The 18423-nt window shown below is 72.0% G+C and carries 16 protein-coding genes, 1 tRNA gene and 2 pseudogenes; 11 read left to right on the forward strand and 8 right to left on the reverse strand.

Translation table 11 applies throughout. The features are described 5' to 3' along the window. Positions 1 to 79: 79 nt before the first annotated feature. Entirely contained in the window at positions 80 to 829 is a 750-nt protein-coding gene (locus tag OG702_RS24270) for an SDR family NAD(P)-dependent oxidoreductase (RefSeq protein ID WP_327291046.1), read from the forward strand. A gap of 188 nt (positions 830 to 1017) precedes the next feature. Next, positions 1018 to 1827: a DedA family protein gene (locus OG702_RS24275; RefSeq protein WP_327291047.1), complete on the forward strand. Its 810-nt coding sequence runs from the start codon at positions 1018 to 1020 to the stop codon at positions 1825 to 1827. Here the strand turns inward: OG702_RS24275 and OG702_RS24280 are convergent. Further along, positions 1796 to 2206, reverse strand: a pseudogene (locus OG702_RS24280) (hypothetical protein); the annotation flags it as partial. The gene OG702_RS24275 and the pseudogene OG702_RS24280 overlap by 32 nt on opposite strands. Positions 2207 to 2226: 20 nt before the next feature. Between OG702_RS24280 and OG702_RS24285 the strand changes: the two are divergent. Then, positions 2227 to 2532 (forward strand): annotated as a pseudogene (locus OG702_RS24285) (MMPL family transporter); the annotation flags it as partial. Between the two features lie 3 nt (positions 2533 to 2535). Here OG702_RS24285 and OG702_RS24290 read toward each other — a convergent pair. The 3 genes from OG702_RS24290 to OG702_RS24300 all read right to left on the reverse strand — a co-directional run bounded on the left by OG702_RS24290 (position 2536) and on the right by OG702_RS24300 (position 4666). Then, complete coding sequence (locus OG702_RS24290; protein WP_327291048.1) at positions 2536 to 2739, reverse strand: MarR family transcriptional regulator; 204 nt, start codon at positions 2737 to 2739, stop codon at positions 2536 to 2538. Positions 2740 to 2886: 147 nt separating this feature from the next. Further along, positions 2887 to 3738: a class II fructose-bisphosphate aldolase gene (locus OG702_RS24295; protein ID WP_327291049.1), complete on the reverse strand. Its 852-nt coding sequence runs from the start codon at positions 3736 to 3738 to the stop codon at positions 2887 to 2889. Between the two features lie 37 nt (positions 3739 to 3775). Next, positions 3776 to 4666, reverse strand: coding sequence for an SIS domain-containing protein (locus OG702_RS24300; protein WP_327291050.1), 891 nt, complete (start codon positions 4664 to 4666; stop codon positions 3776 to 3778). A gap of 319 nt (positions 4667 to 4985) precedes the next feature. Between OG702_RS24300 and OG702_RS24305 the strand changes: the two genes are divergently transcribed. After that, a complete protein-coding gene (locus tag OG702_RS24305) occupies positions 4986 to 5801 on the forward strand; it encodes a dienelactone hydrolase family protein (protein WP_327291051.1) in 816 nt (271 codons plus the stop codon). Between the two features lie 112 nt (positions 5802 to 5913). Here the strand turns inward: OG702_RS24305 and OG702_RS24310 are convergent, their stop codons facing one another. Together OG702_RS24310 and OG702_RS24315 are read right to left on the reverse strand one after the other, a co-directional pair. Then, complete coding sequence (locus OG702_RS24310) at positions 5914 to 6414, reverse strand: MarR family transcriptional regulator (protein WP_327291052.1); 501 nt, start codon at positions 6412 to 6414, stop codon at positions 5914 to 5916. Between the two features lie 489 nt (positions 6415 to 6903). Further along, positions 6904 to 6976 (reverse strand) — tRNA-Arg (locus OG702_RS24315). Positions 6977 to 7429: 453 nt separating this feature from the next. Between OG702_RS24315 and OG702_RS24320 the strand changes: the two genes are divergently transcribed. The 4 genes from OG702_RS24320 to OG702_RS24335 all read left to right on the forward strand — a co-directional run bounded on the left by OG702_RS24320 (position 7430) and on the right by OG702_RS24335 (position 13333). Further along, entirely contained in the window at positions 7430 to 9046 is a 1617-nt protein-coding gene (locus OG702_RS24320; RefSeq protein WP_327293352.1) for a dynamin family protein, read from the forward strand. Positions 9047 to 9051: 5 nt separating this feature from the next. Then, positions 9052 to 11130, forward strand: coding sequence for a GTPase (locus tag OG702_RS24325; protein WP_327291053.1), 2079 nt, complete (start codon positions 9052 to 9054; stop codon positions 11128 to 11130). A 127-nt stretch (positions 11131 to 11257) separates the two neighbouring features. After that, positions 11258 to 11680, forward strand: a complete 423-nt coding sequence (locus OG702_RS24330; protein WP_327291054.1) for a single-stranded DNA-binding protein — start codon at positions 11258 to 11260, stop codon at positions 11678 to 11680. Between the two features lie 243 nt (positions 11681 to 11923). After that, positions 11924 to 13333, forward strand: a complete 1410-nt coding sequence (locus OG702_RS24335) for an LAETG motif-containing sortase-dependent surface protein (RefSeq protein WP_327291055.1) — start codon at positions 11924 to 11926, stop codon at positions 13331 to 13333. Positions 13334 to 13539: 206 nt separating this feature from the next. Here the strand turns inward: OG702_RS24335 and OG702_RS24340 are convergent, their stop codons facing one another. After that, positions 13540 to 14301, reverse strand: coding sequence for a type II toxin-antitoxin system death-on-curing family toxin (locus OG702_RS24340; RefSeq protein WP_327291056.1), 762 nt, complete (start codon positions 14299 to 14301; stop codon positions 13540 to 13542). 288 nt (positions 14302 to 14589) lie between these two features. On the opposite strand from OG702_RS24340, the gene ettA reads away from it, so the two are divergent. Genes ettA through OG702_RS24355 form a run of 3 tightly spaced genes read left to right on the forward strand, consistent with a single transcriptional unit; the run spans position 14590 to position 17368 of the window. After that, on the forward strand, positions 14590 to 16254 hold the full coding sequence (gene ettA, locus OG702_RS24345) for an energy-dependent translational throttle protein EttA (protein ID WP_327291057.1): 1665 nt from the start codon (positions 14590 to 14592) through the stop codon (positions 16252 to 16254). Beyond that, entirely contained in the window at positions 16254 to 16679 is a 426-nt protein-coding gene (locus OG702_RS24350) for an acyl-CoA thioesterase (RefSeq protein ID WP_327291058.1), read from the forward strand. Before ettA ends, OG702_RS24350 begins: the two co-directional genes overlap by 1 nt. Continuing rightward, positions 16676 to 17368 carry a hypothetical protein gene (locus tag OG702_RS24355; protein WP_327291059.1) on the forward strand — a complete coding sequence of 231 codons (693 nt, stop codon included), beginning with the start codon at positions 16676 to 16678 and terminating at the stop codon, positions 17366 to 17368. The genes OG702_RS24350 and OG702_RS24355 overlap by 4 nt, the downstream gene beginning before the upstream one ends. A 64-nt stretch (positions 17369 to 17432) precedes the next feature. On the opposite strand, the gene OG702_RS24360 is transcribed toward OG702_RS24355, so the two are convergent. Next, entirely contained in the window at positions 17433 to 18401 is a 969-nt protein-coding gene (locus OG702_RS24360) for an ABC transporter ATP-binding protein (RefSeq protein ID WP_327291060.1), read from the reverse strand. Positions 18402 to 18423: the final 22 nt, after the last annotated feature.

Raw genomic sequence — 18423 nt, forward strand, 5'->3', positions numbered from 1 at the left:
TGTTTTCGCAGGCTACCCCGCTCGCGTCCGGTTCGGGGGGATCCCGTAGCGTGCTGTCTCTTCCTGAGGGGCGGAGCAGATGGCACAGAGCACGGCAGCGGTGCGCAACATCGTCGTGACCGGTGGCGGCACCGGCATCGGACGGGCTGTGTCACTGCGGTTCGCCGAGGACGGCCACCGGGTCACGATCGTGGGCCGCCGCCGCGAGGTGCTCCATGCGACCGTTGAGCAGATCAGGGCCGAGCACGGCCTGGACATCACCCCGGTGGTCTGCGACCTGGCGGACCCCGACGACGTCGAGGCGGCGCTGTCCCAGCTGCCGGACCGGGTGGACGTGCTGGTGAACAACGCGGGCAGCCGCGAGCTGGCCGTCGGAGCGGGACCGCACGGGGTGCTGGCGCGCTGGCGCGGGGACTTCGAGCGCAACGTGCTCACCGCCGTGCTGATCACCGAGTCGCTCCGTGACCGCTTCAGCACCGACAGCGGCCGGGTGGTGACGGTGACCTCGGTGGCCGCCCTGCGCGGCGGCGGTTCGTACGGGGCCTCGAAGGCCGCACTGCACGCCTGGAACCACTCGCTGGCCGCGCAGCTCGGCCCGCAGGGCGTGACCTGCAACATCGTGGCGCCCGGCACGGTCGCCGGCACCGAGTTCTTCGGCTCGCGGCTCAATGACGCCGAGTTGACCCGGCGGGCCGGCCGGACACTGGTGGGACGCGTCGGTCACCCGGCCGACGTGGCCGCCGCGGTGGTCTTCCTCGCGTCGCCCGAGGCGGGTTTCATCACCGGGGAGATCCTGCAGTGCAACGGCGGCGAACTCCTCGGCCGCTGAACTCCCCTTCCGGCGTGGTGTATCCCGCGGGCGTGACCCCCGCGGCGGGCCGTACTACCTGAGGAGTAGCCCCGCTGAAACCTCAGGATGACCTTTCCGGCGAATCGGTGGAAGCGAGGTCAACCCGCTTGCCGTCCCCGCGCACCGCTGTCAGCGTTGTGTAAAGGGGAGGGAAGAGGGGCGGTGGGATGGACGTTGCACTGAGTGTGTCGGCACTTGACTTCACCTCCGGACTCGCCGAGCACCTGCGGGGTGGACACGTCATCTGGGCGTACGCGCTGCTGGCCGCGACGACGGCCCCGCCGCTCGTGCCCAACTCGGTGCTGCTCGTGACCGGCGGCGTGATGGCCGCGGAAGGTCACCTCAATCTCGCACTCGTCCTGCTCGTGGTGGCCGGCAGCGCTGTGCTCGGCGATCTGGTGATGCACCGGACCGGCCGGGCGCTGAGCAGCCGGGTGCTGAACCGCATGCACCGCAGGCCACGCCGCGAGGCCCTGCTCAGGTGGGCCGCGCTGCGCATACAGCGCCATGGCGTGCCGTTCGTGATCGGTGTGCGGTTCCTGCCGAGCGGCCGGGTGATCGGCGGCCTGGCGGCCGGGATCATGCGATATCCCGCCCGCCGCTACGCGATCGGCGCCGGGGTGGCCGAGGCGGTCTGGGCCTCGTATTCGGTCGGCGCCGGCTACATCAGCGGGCGGGCGGCCTCGAACTCCTTCTACGCCCTCTCCCTGGGGCTCGGGATATCCCTGCTGGTGGCCGGGATCGGCATGGCCGCGCAATGGGCCTCACGGGCCAGGGAACGCCGTCAGGGGGCCGGTACGACGCGACCCTCGGCCGTGGTGGCGGCGTCGATGGCCGGCGAGGGCGCCCCACCGTCCGCCGCGGGACCGCCCGCGTCGCCGGGCAAGGGCGGCGTACCGACGATCGGACCGCCCGCGGCGTCCAGGGAAGGCAAGGACGGATCGTTCAGCTGCTCGTCGGCCTGGCGCGAGAAGTAGTAGCCGCGGCCGGCGCTCCGCCGGCGCTGCGGGTGTGCTCCGTCCGCTGGTCCGCCGCCGCGCGATCCGCCTGAGCCGCGGCGATGAGCGCGTGGGCCGCGGAGGTCTCCGCCTCCCCTATCGTAACGGGCCCGGTGCCGACGCAGGGCGCGAGATAGCGGTAGAGCATGCTCTTCATCTCCACCGCGTACGCGGCGCGCATCTCCCCCTCGCTCTGCACCACCAGGTCGAGGGCGCCCTTGAACACCGTGAAGGACATCTCCGCTATCGCGGTGCGCTCGACGACCGACAGCGACGGCCGGCACAGGGCGAGCATCCACGCCACGCCGTCGTGCAGCGTCGCGTGCAGTGTGTGGTGCTCCTCGGCGACCTTCCCCGGCGCGTCGGGCCCCTTGACCGGCTGCCGCGATCATCCTGGCGGTGGTGATGGTCGCCGTCGGCATGTCCCGGGTGACCAACACCAAGATACTGGGGCTGGGCATCGCCCTGGCGGTGCTGATGGACGCCATGGTGATCCGGACGCTGCTGGTCCCCGCGGCGATGCGGTTGACGGGCCGGGCCACCTGGTGGGCGCCGCCCATGCTGCGCGGATTCCACGACAGGTTCGGCATATCCGAGGCCGGCGGTTCGCGGCCACCCGCGACGGCGGTGGGGGCCCCGCGCTCCGGCGGGCAGCGGGACCCCGAGCAGGCCGGCAGGACATGACGGTCAGTCCGGATCCCGGCGGCCGCGGTTCCCCGGCCGCCGGGCGCTCCACGTCCTGATGGTGTCGGCGTACCAGTAGGGCTTACCCCCTTCCACCCGGTCGGGATCGGGCAAGTGCCCGTGCTTGCGGTAGGAGCGCACGGTGTCGACCTGCACGCGGATATGTGCCGCGATGTCCGCGTACGACCACAGGGTCCGGTCCGTCATGTCTGGTACCTCCGAGCGCTGGTGACTGACTGTCAGCACACTCGTCCGGTCAACGAAAGGTACCCGAGCGCCGCATGGGCTTGTTGATCGTCTGTGACAGGGAACCCGCGTAACGGTGACAAATGTCGCGAACGGGTAACACGGCGGTCAACTGGCGGCGCGCCCTGAGGAGACGACGTGGAGGAGATGCCCGGCGGTGGCCGTCATCGCGTCCCGGGCCTGGCGCAGATAGCGGCGCGGATCGACCACGGCCGGGTCGGCGGACAGCTGCTCACGGACGGCGGAGGTGAAGGCGATATTGAGAGCCGTGCCTATGTTGATCTTCACCATGCCGGCCGCGACCGCCTGCCGCAGTTCGTCGTCGGGCACACCGGAGGAGCCGTGCAGCACCAGGGGTATGGCGACGGCGGCCCGCAGCCGGGCGATCAGGGCGTGGTCGAGGCGGGCGGTGCGCAGGGTCATCGCGTGCGAGCTGCCCACCGCGACCGCGAGCGCGTCCACCCCGGTGGCCGCGGCGAAGGCGGCGGCCTGGTCCGGATCGGTCCGCACGCCCGGGGCATGGGCACCGTCCTTGCCGCCGACCGCGCCCAGTTCGGCCTCCACCCACACCCCGTGGGAGTGGGCCCAGGCGGAGATCCGGGCGGTGGCCCGCACATTCTGCTCGTAGGGCAGCACCGAGGCGTCGTACATTACGGACGACACCCCGGCGGCCACGCCGGATCGCAGCAGATCCTCGTCCTGGACGTGGTCCAGGTGGACGGCGACCGGTACGGCGGCGGCGTCGGCCAGGGCGACCGCGGCGGCGAGTATCGGTGCCGGGCGGCCGCTGTGGAAGGCCACCGCGTTCTCGCTGATCTGCAGGATCACCGGCTGCCCGGCGGCCTCGGCGGCGGCGGTGATCGCCTCCGCGTGCTCCAGGGTGATGACGTTGAACGCGGCGACGCCGTGGCCCGCCGCGTGGGCGGCGCTGACCAGGTCGGCGGTGGTGGTGGCGGTCATGCGGTCCCTCGGATTCGTGGATGCGGCGGGGCCGGGGTCAGCCGAGGACGACCGAGCGGGTGAGATTGCGCGGGCGGTCCGGGTCCAGGCCCTCGTGCTCGGCGACGGCGACCGCGAGTCGTTGCGCGCGCACCAGATCGGCCAGCGGGTCGAGTTCGGGGCGGGATTCCAGTGTGCCGCCTGCCGCGGCGATGTCGTCGGCCAGCCCGGCCGGCAGGGCGCCGAAGGCCCAGACGGTCCGGCCGGGGCCGGTGATGCTGATCGGCCCGTGGCGGTACTCCATCGCCGGGTAGCTCTCGGTCCAGGCACCCGCGGCCTCGCGCATCTTGAGGGCCGCCTCCTGGGCCAGCCCGTAGGTCCAGCCGGTGCCGAGGAAGGTGGTCTGCTCGGCGGCGGGCAACGACTCCGGGAGGGCGGCGGTCACCGCGCTGCGGGCGTCGGCGACGGCGGCGGTGAGGTCGTGGCCCAGGTGGGCGCGGAGCAGTGCGAGCGTCGTGGTGGCGAATCGGGTCTGCACGACGGAGCGTTCGTCCGCGAAGTCCAGCACGACCAGTTCGTCCGCGGCCTGCTGCACCGGCGTGTGCGGATCGGCGGTGATGGCGACGACCGGAGTACCGGCGGCCCGCAGGCGGGCGCCGGCCCGCAGCACTTCGGTGGTGGTGCCCGAGCGGGTGATGGCCAGCACGCGGTCGTAGGCACGTGCGGAGGGGAACTCGGACGCGGCGAAGGCGTCCGTGACGCCGTGTCCGGCCTGCTCGCGCAGCGCCGCGTAGGACTGGGCCATGAACCAGGACGTACCGCAGCCGATGACCGCCACGCGCTCGCCCCGGTGGGGCAGCCGGCCGGCCGCCGCGGTGGCGATGTCCGCCGCCCGCAGCCAGCAGTCGGGCTGGGACGCGATTTCGGCAGTGGTCAACGAGACGGGCATGCGGGCTCCTCGATGCGGGAGGGGGCGGTGCCGACCGGCCCCGGGCGGGGTGTCCCGTGCAGTGTAGGTGAGCAGTCCTGCGCGAAACCACCCCTGAATGAGCAGAAACGCTCATAGAATCGGCTGGGCGGCAAAGCTCAGTCCGTTCCCGTGCGGGGGACGAAACGCCGTTCCACCGGTGCGGGGGTGCGCCGGGTGGGCAGTATGGAGGCGCACGCGCTCCCCTGGGGCACCCGGGCGCGACGGCGTGCCGCAGGCGGCGGACGGACGTTCACCACGGCCGTGCCGCGGGCGACCAGACCACCGAGGAGATCCGCTGATGACCGGCTCCGCACCCACCTCCGACCTGACCGGCTGGCGCCGCACCCCGTTCACCGCCGGCGGCTTGACCCACGACACGTACGAGAAGGGCGCGGGACCGGGGGTGGTGCTGGTCCCCGAGGTCCCCGGCATGACGCCGGAGACGCTGGGCCTTGCGGATCACCTGGTCGACGAGGGCTTCACCGTCGTGATGCCGTCCCCGTTCGGCGTGCCCGGGCGCAAGCTGAGCGCCGGCTACGTGGCCGCGACCTTCGCCAGGCTGTGCGTGTCCGCGGAGTTCCGGGCCTTCGCCACCGGCGCGCACCGCCCGTTCGCCGACTACCTGAGGGCGCTGGCCAGGGACTTGGCGGCCCGCACGCCGGGAGGCGGGGTCGGCGTCATCGGTATGTGCTTCACCGGCGGCTTCGCGCTGGCCGCCGCCGTCGACGACGTGGTGCTCGCCCCCGTGCTGAGCCAGCCCGCGCTGCCCTTCCCGGTGGGCGGGAAGCGGGCCGCGGACCCGGGCGTGTCGCCGGAGGAGCTGGACTCCGTGGTCGTCCGCACCCAGGAGTCGGGCCTGTGCCTGCTCGGCCTGCGGTTCAGCGAGGACAAGGCGGCCACGCGCGACCGCTTCGCGACGCTGCGCCGCAGCCTCGGTGCGGCCTTCGAAGTGATCGAGCTTGACTCGTCCAAGGGCAACGCCGGGGGCTTCAAGAGCAGCGCGCACTCCGTGCTGACGGCGGAGGTGAGGGACACCCCCGTGCACCCCGCGCTGGCCGCCCGTGAGCGGGTGGTGGCGTTCCTGCGCGAGCGCCTGGCGCCCGCGGCCGGATGACCGCCGCCGCCCTGCGCCGGCGGCCTCCGCCCGCCGTCCGACGCCCGCCGTCGCCCACGGACAGGACGGACCGCGGCGGGATGACGGCCGCGGGCCACCCGGAGCGGGGGCGTCAGGTGTCGGCGAGCTCGTCGGTGGCGATCCGTCCGGCACGCGCGGTACGCAGCAGGAAGTCGGCGATCATGACCAGTTCGTCGTCGTCGTACTCGGCGCAGATTCCGTCGACCGCGCTGTTCAGCCCGGACAGGAGGTAGGTCACCTCGGCGGCTCGCTCCTTGACGACCTGGATGAGCACGGCACGGCGGTCGGTCGGATTCGGCGTGCGGACCACCCAGTTGCCGCGTTCCAGCCGGTCGAGTACGCCCGTCAGGGTGGCGGGGTGCATGCCGGCGCGCTTGGCGAGCGCGGTGGGCCCGATCGGCCCGTACCGGCTGATCAGGTCCAGGCATTCGAGATCGGCGTCCCGCAGATCGAGATGCATGCCGATCTGGTGGTTCAGCAGCGCCAACTGGACGCTCAGATCGCGCAGCCCGTCCCTGATCCGGTGGGTCAGCCGTCTCCGCCGCCGCGCCGCCGACGCGGCCGAGGTGGCCCCGGGGAGTGTGGAATCCATACGCAAACGATCCTCGCATCGATAGCACGCGGAGAGAGCAAACTACCCCATGGCGCGACACGACTGCCGGGCGGCCGTCGCTGTTCAGGCCGCCTTACCTGCGGTCCGGCAGAGGTGGCTACGGCGCACACCATCTCACAACCCCCTAAGCGACTCGTACGACTTCCGCAAAACCTCGCCGCCCCCGCGGACCAGTGTGGCGGGCGGGAGACACGAGGCTGCGGGTGCATTACATCTATCTCTCCTGGCGGGACGGGCATTCCGCCGGAGGGCGAGTGGTCGGGGTCGGCGGGCCGTCAGAAATTCGGCGGATGTTCGCCGGCCGGGCGCCGCAGGCGTGGCGGCCGGTGGGGGAGCGGTCCTTACACCGTCGCTACGCGGGTCCCGCTACATTCCAGCCGAGCCGTACTTTCGGCGGGTCGCGGTATCGGCGCAGGCGCCGATCGGCGGCGGCCGGTGTCCCCAGGCGGGTCATCGGTCGCACGAGAGCGCCCCCGGCAGGACTCGAACCTGCGGCCAAGCGCTTAGAAGGCGCCTGCTCTATCCGCTGAGCTACGGGGGCCGGACAGTGGCCGCGGCTGTCATCGCCCCTGGCTGGTTCCGTGACCTGTACCGAGGTCAAGGATAGGGCGCCGCGTCCGTTCTGCCGTCTGCTTCAGCCGCGTGACACGTTGTGGAGGTTCGGTGAAGCGGTCCGATAATCGCAGGCAGGCGAGGAAGCCGCATCGCTTTTGACGGGTCGCAACACTGCTGTTGTGCACTCGTTATGCCGGTGGCTCGTTCTGGCCCCCGAGCACCATCCGACACCCGCGGACCAGCTGTTCCCCGGTGTTCCGCGCCCCTTCCCGCCTGCATTGCGCGGTCATTCCGCAGGCCCTCCGCGGCCTTCGGTGCGGCGCTCCGGGCGCCGTACCGGTCGCCGCCGGGTGGGCGTTATACGGGCTGAATGGGGCTAATTACCCGAAATGCGCTTCGTAAATGCTCCAATATGGGGCATTCTGCCGTTGTGGCGATCTTGGACGTACGGCCAGAGTTGATCGACGCGCTGTCCGCGCTGCGCGACCGCGTCGAGGCCGCGTGCTTCCCCTTCGCGCTGCCCGGAGCCGGCCGCGCCCGCCGCACCCGGCAGGAACTCCTGACCCAACTGGACGACTACCTGGTACCGCGGTTGACCGCGCCCGAGGCGCCGTTGCTCGCGGTCGTCGGCGGATCGACAGGCGCGGGCAAGTCGACTCTTGTCAACTCTCTTATCAGCCGTCGTGTCAGCGAATCGGGTGTCCTGCGCCCCACCACCCGTACGCCGGTGCTGGTGTGCCATCCCGAGGACCGCGCCTGGTTCGCCGACCCGCGCGTGCTGCCCGGGCTGTCGCGCGCCTGGGCCGTACGCCAGCGGGTCAGGGGCGACGACGACGCCCCCGACCGCAGCGAGCCCGCCCGGGCCGAACTCCGGCTGGAATGCGACGACTCGCTCCCGCGCGGCCTGGCCCTCCTCGACGCCCCCGACATCGACTCCCTGGTCACCCGCAACCGTGAACTCGCCGCCGAGCTGATCTGCGCGGCCGACATCTGGATCCTGGTCACCACCGCCTCCCGCTACGCCGACGCGCTGCCCTGGCACCTGCTGCGCACCGCCAAGGAGTACGACGTCACCCTCGCCACCGTCCTCGACCGAGTCCCGCACCAGATCGCGGACGACGTCAGCAGGCATTACGCCGCGCTGCTGGCCAAGGCGGGCCTGGGCGACGTGCCCCGCTTCACCATCCCGGAACTGCCCGAGTCCGCGGGCGGCGGGGGCCTGCTGCCGCAGACCACCGTGGCCGGGCTGCGCGAGTGGCTCACCCACTGCGCCCAGGACCCGGCCGCCCGCCAGCACGCGGCCCGCCGCACGGCCGCAGGCGTGCTGGACTCGCTGCACAGCCGGCTGCCCGCCCTCGCCGGCGCCTCCGCCGCCCAGCACGCCGCCGCTCTGCGGCTGGCCCGTGCCGCGGAGGACGCCTACGAAGTGGCCGGCAAGCACATCGACGCGGCCGTCCGGGCCGGCACCACCCTCGCCGGTGAGGCCCTGGCCCACTGGCAGGGCTACCCGGCCTGCGGCGCCGACACCCTGCTGCACGCCCTGGCGGAGGAACTCGCCGCGCTGCTGCGCACCGAGACCGACGCCGCGGACGAGCGCATCGCCGACAGCTGGCAGCGGGACCCGGCAGGGGCCGGCCTCCTCGACGATCCGGCCTCCCGGCCCGACCGCGACCGGGTCGCCGTCGCCGCCCGGATCGACAAGGGCGTACGCCGCTGGCGCCGCACGCTGTCCGACATCGTCCAGGCCCAGTCGCGGTCCGCACGCGAGACCGAGCGCCCGGCCGCCGACCCCGAGGACGTCACCGCCCTGCTGGCCACCGCGCTGCTGGGTGGCCGGCGCGGGCGCACGGCGGGGGAGCGGCTCGCCGAGACCATCGGCGCCCAGGCGGCGCTGCGCATGCGCGACGCGGCACGCGACCGCCTTGCCGACGCGGTCGCCGGGCTGCTCGACGGCGAACGCGACCGACGGCTCGCACCGGTCGACGGCCTCGACGTCACCGCCGGCCAGCAGGCCTCGCTGATCTCCGCGCTGTCCCTACTGCAGAAGGAGAGGTGACCCCGGTGCGCTCGACCACCACCGACCCGTCGGCCACGGTCCAGGAGGCGGAACGCGGCCGCCCCGCCTCCTCCGCCGTCTCCCCGCCGGGCTCCGGCCCTGCCTTCGGGACCGGTCCCACCGGGCAGCACGCAGCGGTGGCCGGCGGCCCGGCGGCCGATCCGCTGAGCGCCAGGGTGGACGCGCTCGGCGAACTGCTCGGCCTGTCCAGGACCCGGATCAGCCCCGACGCCCTCGCCGAGACCGGTGAGCTGCTCGAGCGGATCGGTGAGCGGCGGCGACTGTCCCTCGACCACACCGTGGTGGCCCTCGCGGGGGCGACCGGCAGTGGCAAGTCGACCCTCTTCAACGCCCTGGCCGGACTCCCGCTGTCCGAGACCGGCACACGCCGGCCCGTCACGGCGCGCCCGATCGCCTGCGCCTGGCACCCCGAACGGGCCGCCGGACTGCTGGACCGCCTCGGCATTGCCCCGCACGACCGCTACGCCCGGCGGAGCGCGACCAGGATCCCCGCGCCGAGCGGCGGCGCGCCGCGCGGCGACGCGGGCGCCGGTGACTCCGGCAGCAGCGCGGACCGTGACGCCCTGGACGCCGCCGATGGCGTGACGGCCCTGGGCGGCCGGGATGGGCACGACGACCGGTGTGGCGCCAGCCCGCAGGACGCGGGTCCTGCGGCCGGCGGTTTCGGCGCTGCTGCCGGAATCCCGGTCGGCGAGGACGGGTGTCCGGCCGGTTCACGGCTTGACGACGCGGGTGCGGAGTGTTTCGACAGGGACCCGGCGGAGCGGGCGAGCCTGGACGGGCTCGTCCTGATCGACCTGCCCGACCACGACTCCGCCGCACCCGGCCACCGCGCGCAGGTGGACCGGCTGCTGGAGCTCGTCGATGTCGTGGTCTGGGTGCTCGACCCCGAGAAATACGCCGATGCGGCGCTGCACGAACGCTATCTGCGCCCCCTTTCCGGGCATGCCGACGTGACGGTGCTTGTGCTCAATCAGGTCGACCGGCTGCCGGGGGACTCCGCGGATCTGGTGCTCGACGACCTGCGGCGACTGCTGGACGAGGACGGCCTCGCGGTGGGCGAGCACGGTGAGGCCGGTGCGGTGGTGCTCGCGGCCTCCGCCCTCACCGGGGACGGAGTGCCCGATCTGCGCGCGGTGCTGGCGCAGATCGTCGCCGAGCGGACCGCGGCCGGCCGCCGACTGGCTGCCGACATGGACCGCACCGCGAGCCGGTTGCATCCGCTCTACGTGGGAGAGGGCGGGGCAGGGCTCACCGATCCGGCGCGGGAGGAATTCGTCGACCGGCTGGCGGACGCGGTGGGAGCGGCCGGCGCCGGTCAGTCGGCGGAGCGGGACTGGGCAAGTGCCGCCCGTGCGGCGTGCGGCACACCGTGGGGGCGGTTGAGAGGAGAACGGACCGCCGCTGGCGCCGGTTCCCCCGGACCCCGGGATACGCCGACTTCACCCGAACGGCGTAGCGGCACGGTCGGCTCCGGGCCCGTGGCGTCCCGGCCGCTGGTCGGGGAGGCGGTACGGGGTCTGGCCGCAGACGCCGCCCGCGGGCTGCCCGCGCCCTGGGCGCAGGCGGTACGCGATGCGGCCCGCCGCGGTGGCGAGGGCCTGCCGGTGGCGTTGGACGTGGCGGCGCAGCGGGCCGAGCCCGGGACCCCGGAGCGGCCCGGCTGGTGGTCCGCCGCCCACGTTGTCCAGTGGCTGCTGATGGCGCTCGCGGTCGCCGGCGCGGTGTGCCTGAGCGCGCTCGCGGTCGGCTCGATCGAGCTCGCCTGGTGGGTGCCGCTCGTGATGGCCGCGACCGGCGGTCTGGGCGGCCAACTGGTCTGCGCGGGCTGCCGGCTCGCCGCCCGCGGCCCGGCCCGCCGGTACGGCCAGGCCGCCGAGCGGCGGCTGCGGGACGCCGCCGCCGACTGCGGCAGGGCCAGGGTGCTCGAACCGGTCGCGGCCGAGCTGATGCGTTATCGCGAGGTCCGCGAGCAGTTCGCGGTGGTCGCAGGTACTTCTCCGCGCGCGCCGCACGCGCGCGATTCCCGTGCCGCGCAATCCCATTCCCACTCGTCCGGGTGAGCCGCTTATCCACAAGCAGTGGGTTATCCACAGATTCGAGATGGTCTTTCCTTGACCATCCGGATATGGGGCACGATGTCCTCAGCGCGTCCCACCACGGGACGCCGCGGAAAGCGAGGACCGTGCGATGAACGAGACCCTGGTGACCGTCGTCGGGAACGTGGCGACGGAGCCCGAGATGTACACGACCGCCACCGGCGTGGGGGTCACCCGCTTCCGGCTGGCGACCACCGCGCGCCGGTGGGATTCCGAGCGCGGCGCGTGGACGGACGGTCCGACCAGCTTCTACACGGTGCGTGCCTGGCGCACGCTCGCCGGGCACGTCAAGGAGTCGGTGGGACTGGGTGAACCGCTCCTCGTGCAGGGGCGGCTGAAGATCCGTGAGGACGAGCGCGACGGGCGCCGCTACACGGCGGCGGAGATCGAGGCGGTGGCCGTGGGCCACGACCTGGCGCGTGGAGTCGCGCAGTTCAGCCGGTCGTCGGCACCACCCGCGACACTGCCGGAGCCGGCCGCGCCGCCGCCGGTCGCGGCAGTGGCTGTGCCCTGATTCTGTGGAGTATCCGTATTCACCGGTATTTCCATGGATCTATTGCGCCGGGGACTTGTCGACAATTACGGAAACATGCCCGCAAGTGGGTAACGATTGGGATGCGAAAAGGGCCAGTGGCGACCCTTTCGGTGCCCATGGGGCGCGTGGTTCCTAGGATTTCGGCACTGACACACGGGGGCTCGGAGCTGCAGGCGAGGCGACCCTCTTTTCACCCACCCGCCTCGCCCGGAGGGGAAATCCATGTTCAACACTCACAGGCGGAGCGCTGCCCGCCTCGCGGCGGCCGGTCTTGCCACCGGCCTGCTCGCGGCGGGCGCCTTCGCCGGCGCGGGAAACGCGCTCGCGGACGACGCGACTCCCTCGTCCAGCGGTGCGACGGCCGTCCTCGACGGCCTCCAGCGCGATCTCTCGGACGTCGCCACGGTCGCCACCAAAGACGGCAGGACGAACGACCACGAGGCCGCCGGCCTGTTCAAGATGGATCTCGGCGGCGGCAAGAGCATCTACACGTACTGCATCGACCTGTTCAACTCGACCAAGCCGAACGCCCACTACCAGGAGGTGCCCTGGAGCGCGACGTCGCTCTACCAGCAGGGCAAGGACCGCGCCAAGGCGGGGAAGATCGCCTGGATACTGAACCACTCCTTCCCGCAGGTCGACGACCTCGGCGCGCTGGCGAAGACGGCCGGGGCCGGGCCGCTGAGCAAGAAGACCGCCGCCGCGGGCACCCAGGTCGCCATCTGGCGGCTCTCGGACGACCCGACCGCGAAGGCGAACGACCCGGCGGCCGAGCAGCTGGCCGACTACCTGTCCCAGGCCGCCGTCGCCGTCGCCGAGCCCGACGCGTCGCTGACGCTGGACCCGCCCTCGGTCTCCGGCAAGTCAGGTGACCGCATCGGCCCGGTGACCGTGCACACCAACGCGGACTCCGCGGCGGCCGAGATTGCCCCGGACGCCGGGGGCGTCAAGCTGGTGGACGCCGCCGGCAAGCCGGTGACCACCGCCAAGGACGGCAGCAAGCTCTACTTCGACGTCCCCGCAGGCACCAAGGACGGCAGCACCACCGTGAAGGTGACCGCCACCACCACGGTGCCGCTCGGCCGCGCCTTCACCGGTTTCGGTGCCAACGACGTCGCGAGCCAGACCCAGATCCTGGCCGGCTCCGACACCACCCCGCTGACCGCGCAGGCCACGGCGACGTGGGCGAAGAAGGGCCCGATACCCGCGGTGAGCGCCGCGGTGGACTGTGCCAAGGGCGGGGTCGACGTCACCGCCGCCAACAAGGGTGACGAGAACCTGACGTTCACCCTCGGCGGCAAGGCCTACACCGTCGCCCCCGGAGCCTCGCGGACCATCACCGTCCCGGTCGCCGAGGACCAGCGCTACAAGATCGACGTCACGCTGCCCGACAAGTCGGTGAAGACCTTCGAAGGCGTGCTGGACTGCAAGAGCGCCACCACCCCTCCGACCGGCACCCCGACCACCCCGGCGAACCAGCCGAGCCCGGCCGGCAGTGACCAGGACCTGGCCGCCACCGGCAGCAGCAGCGCCACGCCCATGATCGCCGGGATCGCCATCGCCCTGGTCGTCCTCGGCGGCGGCGCGGTCTTCTTCTTCCGCCGCAAGAAGAACGCCACTCCCTCGGAGTGATCCACCGGGTCCCGGCGCCCCCGTCCCGGCGCCGGGACCCGCTCGCCCGCAGGGGCCTCCCCAGGCAGGGGGGCTCAGCCGGTCGGCGGACCGGGCACGAGCCGCCCGGCCGGCTCGTGCCGTGGTGCCCGCATCTTCCCCCAGGTGGTCGTCGCCCGGCACGCTACCGAACCGGGGGAGAGGCGAAGGCGCTCGGGCCACCGTGGCTAGGCGTCGGCCAGGCGATCAAGAACCCCGCGGTATTCGTTGACGAAGCGATCGACCGACGGTTCAAGGTCGAAGAACGTTGCTTCGTCTATGCCGTCGGCCAACGACAGGCCCAGCTGTTTACGAATCGCGCGAATGTAGGACGCCGACAGCTCGCGGCCGTCACCTCCCCGGTAGGCGACCTTCGCAAGATGTCCGTCGCTCCCCTCGGGAGGCACCACGCGGACGGAGCTCTTGTCCGGAGGACCGATCTCGCATCCGAGCTTCCTGAGGGAATTCAGGAAATCCCCGGTCTTCATGGGCCTGTACCCCGCTCGGCTGTCCCGGATCCTGCCACGCAGCCATCTGGACACCTCACTCACGACCGTGTCCGGATCAGGGGCAGACCACCGGGTGGAGTGCTTGTGATCAGCTACGTCGGTCGCCAGCAGGTAGAGCTCGTCCTCGGTGGCCTCCCCGAGGGAAGAGTGGTTCTTCTCCAGCAGGACCAGCGTCGACACCAGCGCGGTGCGCTTGTTGCCGTTGTCGAAGGAGTGGCTGCAGGCCAGGCCGAAGAACAGCGTCGCGGCCGCCGCCTCAAGCTTGCGGTACTTGAGGTAGTCGCCGTATCCCGCCAGCTGCCGGCCGACCGCCGATTGTAATTTCTCGGGATACAGCGGTCGAAGTTCGCCGAACTCCCGGGACGAGATTTTCATCTCGTACATCGTTCTGCGTATCGCCAGCACTTCATCGACCGTGAGCGGTAATACATCCTTGCCCATCGTTCCCCCATGAGTAAGCGATTCCGTGAATGATGGCACAACGGGACTTGCCCCGTCTGCAGGGACGGCAGGGGGTGGGCGGAGACGCTTCGCGACCGGCCGGCGGCGGCGGGCCGTCAGCGGAGACCCGGCGGGGAGTGCAGGGGGGGAGTGCAGGTCGCAGGCCCGGTGCGGGGCGCTGACGTACCCATTCGCCCGCAGGGGTGGACGGCTGGCAAGATGGGGTGTATCTGCCCTCACGCGGCGGAGCCGCACATTGGCCCTTCTCGATCTGCCGGACGGTTTCTCTTGGCTGAGTACATCTACACGATGCGCAAGACGCGCAAGGCGCACGGCGACAAGGTCATCCTCGATGATGTGACGCTGAGCTTCCTGCCGGGCGCGAAGATCGGTGTGGTCGGCCCCAACGGTGCCGGTAAGTCCACCGTGCTCAAGATCATGGCGGGGCTGGAGCAGCCGTCGAACGGGGACGCGTTCCTGTCGCCCGGCTTCAGTGTCGGCATGCTGCTGCAGGAGCCGCCACTTGACGAGTCCAAGACCGTGCTGGAGAACGTCCAGGACGGTGTCGCCGAGGTCAAGGCGCAGCTGGACCGGTTCAACGAGATCGCGGAACTGATGGCGACGGACTACTCCGACGCGCTGCTCGACGAGATGGGCCGGCTCCAGGAGAAGCTCGACCACTCCAACGCGTGGGACCTGGACGCGCAGCTTGAGCAGGCGATGGACGCGCTGGGCTGCCCGCCCGGCGACTGGCCGGTGACGACGCTGTCCGGTGGCGAGAAGCGCCGGGTGGCGCTGTGCAAGCTGCTGCTCGAAGCGCCCGACCTGCTGCTGCTCGACGAGCCCACCAACCACCTGGACGCCGAGTCCGTGCAGTGGCTGGAGCAGCATCTGGCCAAGTACGCCGGCACCGTCGTCGCCGTCACCCACGATCGCTACTTCCTGGACAACGTGGCGCAGTGGATCCTGGAGCTGGACCGCGGCCGGGCGATCCCGTACGAGGGCAACTACTCGACGTATCTGGAGAACAAGGCGTCGCGGCTGAAGGTCGAGGGCCAGAAGGACGCCAAGCGGGCCAAGCGGCTCAAGGAGGAGCTGGACTGGGTCCGCTCCAACGCCAAGGGGCGGCAGGCCAAGTCCAAGGCGCGACTGGCCCGCTACGAGGAGATGGCCGCCGAGGCCGACAAGATGCGGAAGCTGGACTTCGAGGAGATCCAGATCCCGCCGGGCCCGCGACTGGGCGCGATCGTGGTCGAGGTGCAGCACCTGTCGAAGGCGTTCGGCGACAAGGTACTGATCGACGACCTGTCGTTCACCCTGCCGCGCAACGGCATCGTGGGCGTGATCGGCCCCAACGGCGCCGGCAAGACCACGCTGTTCAAGATGCTCCAGGGCCTGGAGGACGCCGACTCCGGCAGCATCAAGGTCGGCGAGACGGTGAAGATCTCCTACGTCGACCAGAACCGCGCCAACATCGACCCGAAGAAGACGCTGTGGGAGGTCGTCTCCGACGGCCTGGACTACATCAACGTCGGCCAGGTGGAGATGCCGTCGCGTGCCTACGTGTCGGCGTTCGGCTTCAAGGGCCCTGACCAGCAGAAGCCGTCGGGCGTGCTGTCCGGCGGTGAGCGCAACCGGCTGAATCTGGCGCTCACCCTCAAGCAGGGCGGCAACCTGCTGCTGCTGGACGAGCCGACCAACGACCTCGACGTGGAGACGCTGTCGTCGCTGGAGAACGCGCTGCTGGAATTCCCCGGTGCGGCCGTGGTCGTCTCCCACGACCGGTGGTTCCTGGACCGGGTGGCGACCCACATCCTGGCCTACGAGGGCAACTCGAAGTGGTTCTGGTTCGAGGGCAACTTCGAGTCCTACGAGAAGAACAAGGTCGAGCGGCTCGGCGCCGACGCCGCCAGGCCGCACCGCGCCACCTACAAGAAGCTGACGCGCGGCTGATGGCACGGCACATCTTCCGCTGCCCGCTGCGCTGGGCGGACATGGACGCCTTCGGGCATGTCAACAACGTGGTCTTCCTGCGGTATCTGGAGGAGGCCAGGATCGACTTCATGTTCCGCCTGGCGCCGGGCGAGGGGAGCGCGTCCTTCACGGGCGGCTCCGTCGTGGCGCGGCACGAGATCGACTACCTGCGGCCGCTCGTCCACCGGCACGAGCCGGTGGACGTCGAGACCTGGGTGACCGACATCTCGGCCGCGTCGATGACGGTCCGCTACGAGGTGAAGGACGAGGAGACGGTCTACGCGCGGGCGTCGACCGTGGTGGTGCCCTACAACCTGGCCCAGGGGCGGCCCCGGCGGATCACGGCCGAGGAGCGGTTTTTCCTGGAGAAGTACCGCGACGAGGACGGATCCGTCGCCATATGACGGCAGTCCGGCTGGCCCTCGGCCACGGCGACGGCAGCGACAGCGCGGGGGAGGCGGCCGATCTGGTCGCCTTCCTCGGGCGCCTGGTGCGCTGGGACAAGGCTGCCGTGGTGCGGCTGCGGTCGGCGGCGGGCGAGCCGGCGCTCGGGGTCTTCGGGCACCCGCCGTTCGGCGGAGTGCTCGCCGTGCGCAGCACCGCTGTCCGCGGCGCCGTCGCCGTGGCGGCGGCCGTCGACGCGACGGTGTCGGCCGGGCAGCTGCTCGAAGCGGTCTCGGCGGCGGCCGAGGGATTCGAGCTGCCGCTGTCGGTCACCGGCCCGGCGTGGGCCGGGCTGCTGCCGCCGCGCGCCGGGTGGCGGCGGACGGCGGAGTTCGAACCGGGGCAGGTGCGGAAGGCGGCGACCGAGGCGGTCGCGGAATTCCGCGCCAGGACCGAGGAGTTGCCGCAGCAGGAGCGGACCCGGGCGGCGCTCGACGCACTCGCCGAGGAGCTGTGGACGCGCCCGTACCAGGGCACCACGCTGCGGGTCGTGCACGCCGCGCACGCGCTGGGTTTCCTGCGCGGCGACGGCGACGACGCGGTGGCACTGCTGGCCGCGGGCCCGTGGACGCGGCTGCGTACGGCGTACGGCTCGGTGGCGGTGCGGCGCGAGTCGCCTGCGGCGGGGCTGACCTTCTCCCCGGCCTGACGTCACCAGGCCCGATCACCCGATCCCGCTCGATCCCGCCCGGGTCAGTCCCGATCCCGCCAGCTCAGTCCTGGTCGCGGGCGGGATGGTCGTCGGGGCGGACGGTGATGTGGTCGGGCTGGAGTTCCAGCAGGACGCGGCGGCGGATCTCCAGCGCCTCGGCGTAGTCCCGGGGGAGCTGGAGCCGGCCGGCCCGGTCGACGGTGGCGTATTCGCGGGCCACCACCGACGCCCTGCCGTGCTCGTCGATCTCGGTGCGCCGGACGACCTCGGAGGCGGTGCGGCCGTCCCGGATGGCGACGGTGCGGTGCACCGCGTCGGCGACGGACTGGTCGTGGGTGACGACCACGACGGTGGTGCCGAGTTGGGCGTTGGCGGTCTGGAAGGCGCCGAAGACCTGTTCCGCGGTGGCGGAGTCCAGCTCGCCGGTGGGTTCGTCGGCGAGGACGACAGCCGGGTCGTTGGCCAGCGCGACCGCGATGGCGGCCCGCTGCTGCTCGCCGCCCGACATCTGGCCCGGGTGGCGGTCGTGGCAGTGGGAGACGCCGAGGATGCCGAGCAGTTCCGCGGCCCGGGCCGAGCGCTGCCGCTTGTGGCGCGGCCCGCTCCGGCCGGACAGCTGCATGGGCAGCATGACGTTCTGGGCGGCGGTCAGGTACGGCAGCAGGTTGCGCGCGGTCTGCTGCCAGATGAAGCCGACGACCTCCCGACGGTAGCGGAGCCGGGATTTGGCGTCCATGGCCAGCAGGTCGTAGCCGCCGACCGAGGCCGCGCCGGCGGTGGGGACGTCCAGCCCGGCCAGGATGTTGAGCAGCGTGGACTTGCCGCTGCCTGACGCGCCGACCAGGGCCATCAGTTCGCCCTTGCCGACGAGCAGGTCGAGGCCTTGGAGGGCCTGCACCTCCACACCGTCGGCGGTGAAGATCCGCACCAGCCGGTCGCAGCTGATCAGCGAGTCCTGCCCGTACGCGGGCCCGTCGCGGCGTTCCGCGACCTGCCGCTCCAGCTCCGCGAGGCTGGCCGGAGCCGCCACCTGACCCGGAGCCGCAGCTGAA

Source organism: Streptomyces sp. NBC_01198 (genome assembly GCF_036010485.1).
Classification (GTDB): Bacteria; Actinomycetota; Actinomycetes; order Streptomycetales; family Streptomycetaceae; genus Actinacidiphila.

Coding starts and splice junctions, on each gene's coding strand:
- OG702_RS24270 (WP_327291046.1), top strand. CDS start 80: ATGGCACAGAGCACGGCAGCGGTGCGCAACATCGTCGTGACCGGTGGC.
- OG702_RS24275 (WP_327291047.1), top strand. CDS start 1,018: ATGGACGTTGCACTGAGTGTGTCGGCACTTGACTTCACCTCCGGACTC.
- OG702_RS24290 (WP_327291048.1), bottom strand. CDS start 2,739: ATGACGGACCGGACCCTGTGGTCGTACGCGGACATCGCGGCACATATC.
- OG702_RS24295 (WP_327291049.1), bottom strand. CDS start 3,738: ATGACCGCCACCACCACCGCCGACCTGGTCAGCGCCGCCCACGCGGCG.
- OG702_RS24300 (WP_327291050.1), bottom strand. CDS start 4,666: ATGCCCGTCTCGTTGACCACTGCCGAAATCGCGTCCCAGCCCGACTGC.
- OG702_RS24305 (WP_327291051.1), top strand. CDS start 4,986: ATGACCGGCTCCGCACCCACCTCCGACCTGACCGGCTGGCGCCGCACC.
- OG702_RS24310 (WP_327291052.1), bottom strand. CDS start 6,414: ATGGATTCCACACTCCCCGGGGCCACCTCGGCCGCGTCGGCGGCGCGG.
- OG702_RS24330 (WP_327291054.1), top strand. CDS start 11,258: ATGAACGAGACCCTGGTGACCGTCGTCGGGAACGTGGCGACGGAGCCC.
- OG702_RS24335 (WP_327291055.1), top strand. CDS start 11,924: ATGTTCAACACTCACAGGCGGAGCGCTGCCCGCCTCGCGGCGGCCGGT.
- OG702_RS24340 (WP_327291056.1), bottom strand. CDS start 14,301: ATGGGCAAGGATGTATTACCGCTCACGGTCGATGAAGTGCTGGCGATA.
- OG702_RS24350 (WP_327291058.1), top strand. CDS start 16,254: ATGGCACGGCACATCTTCCGCTGCCCGCTGCGCTGGGCGGACATGGAC.
- OG702_RS24355 (WP_327291059.1), top strand. CDS start 16,676: ATGACGGCAGTCCGGCTGGCCCTCGGCCACGGCGACGGCAGCGACAGC.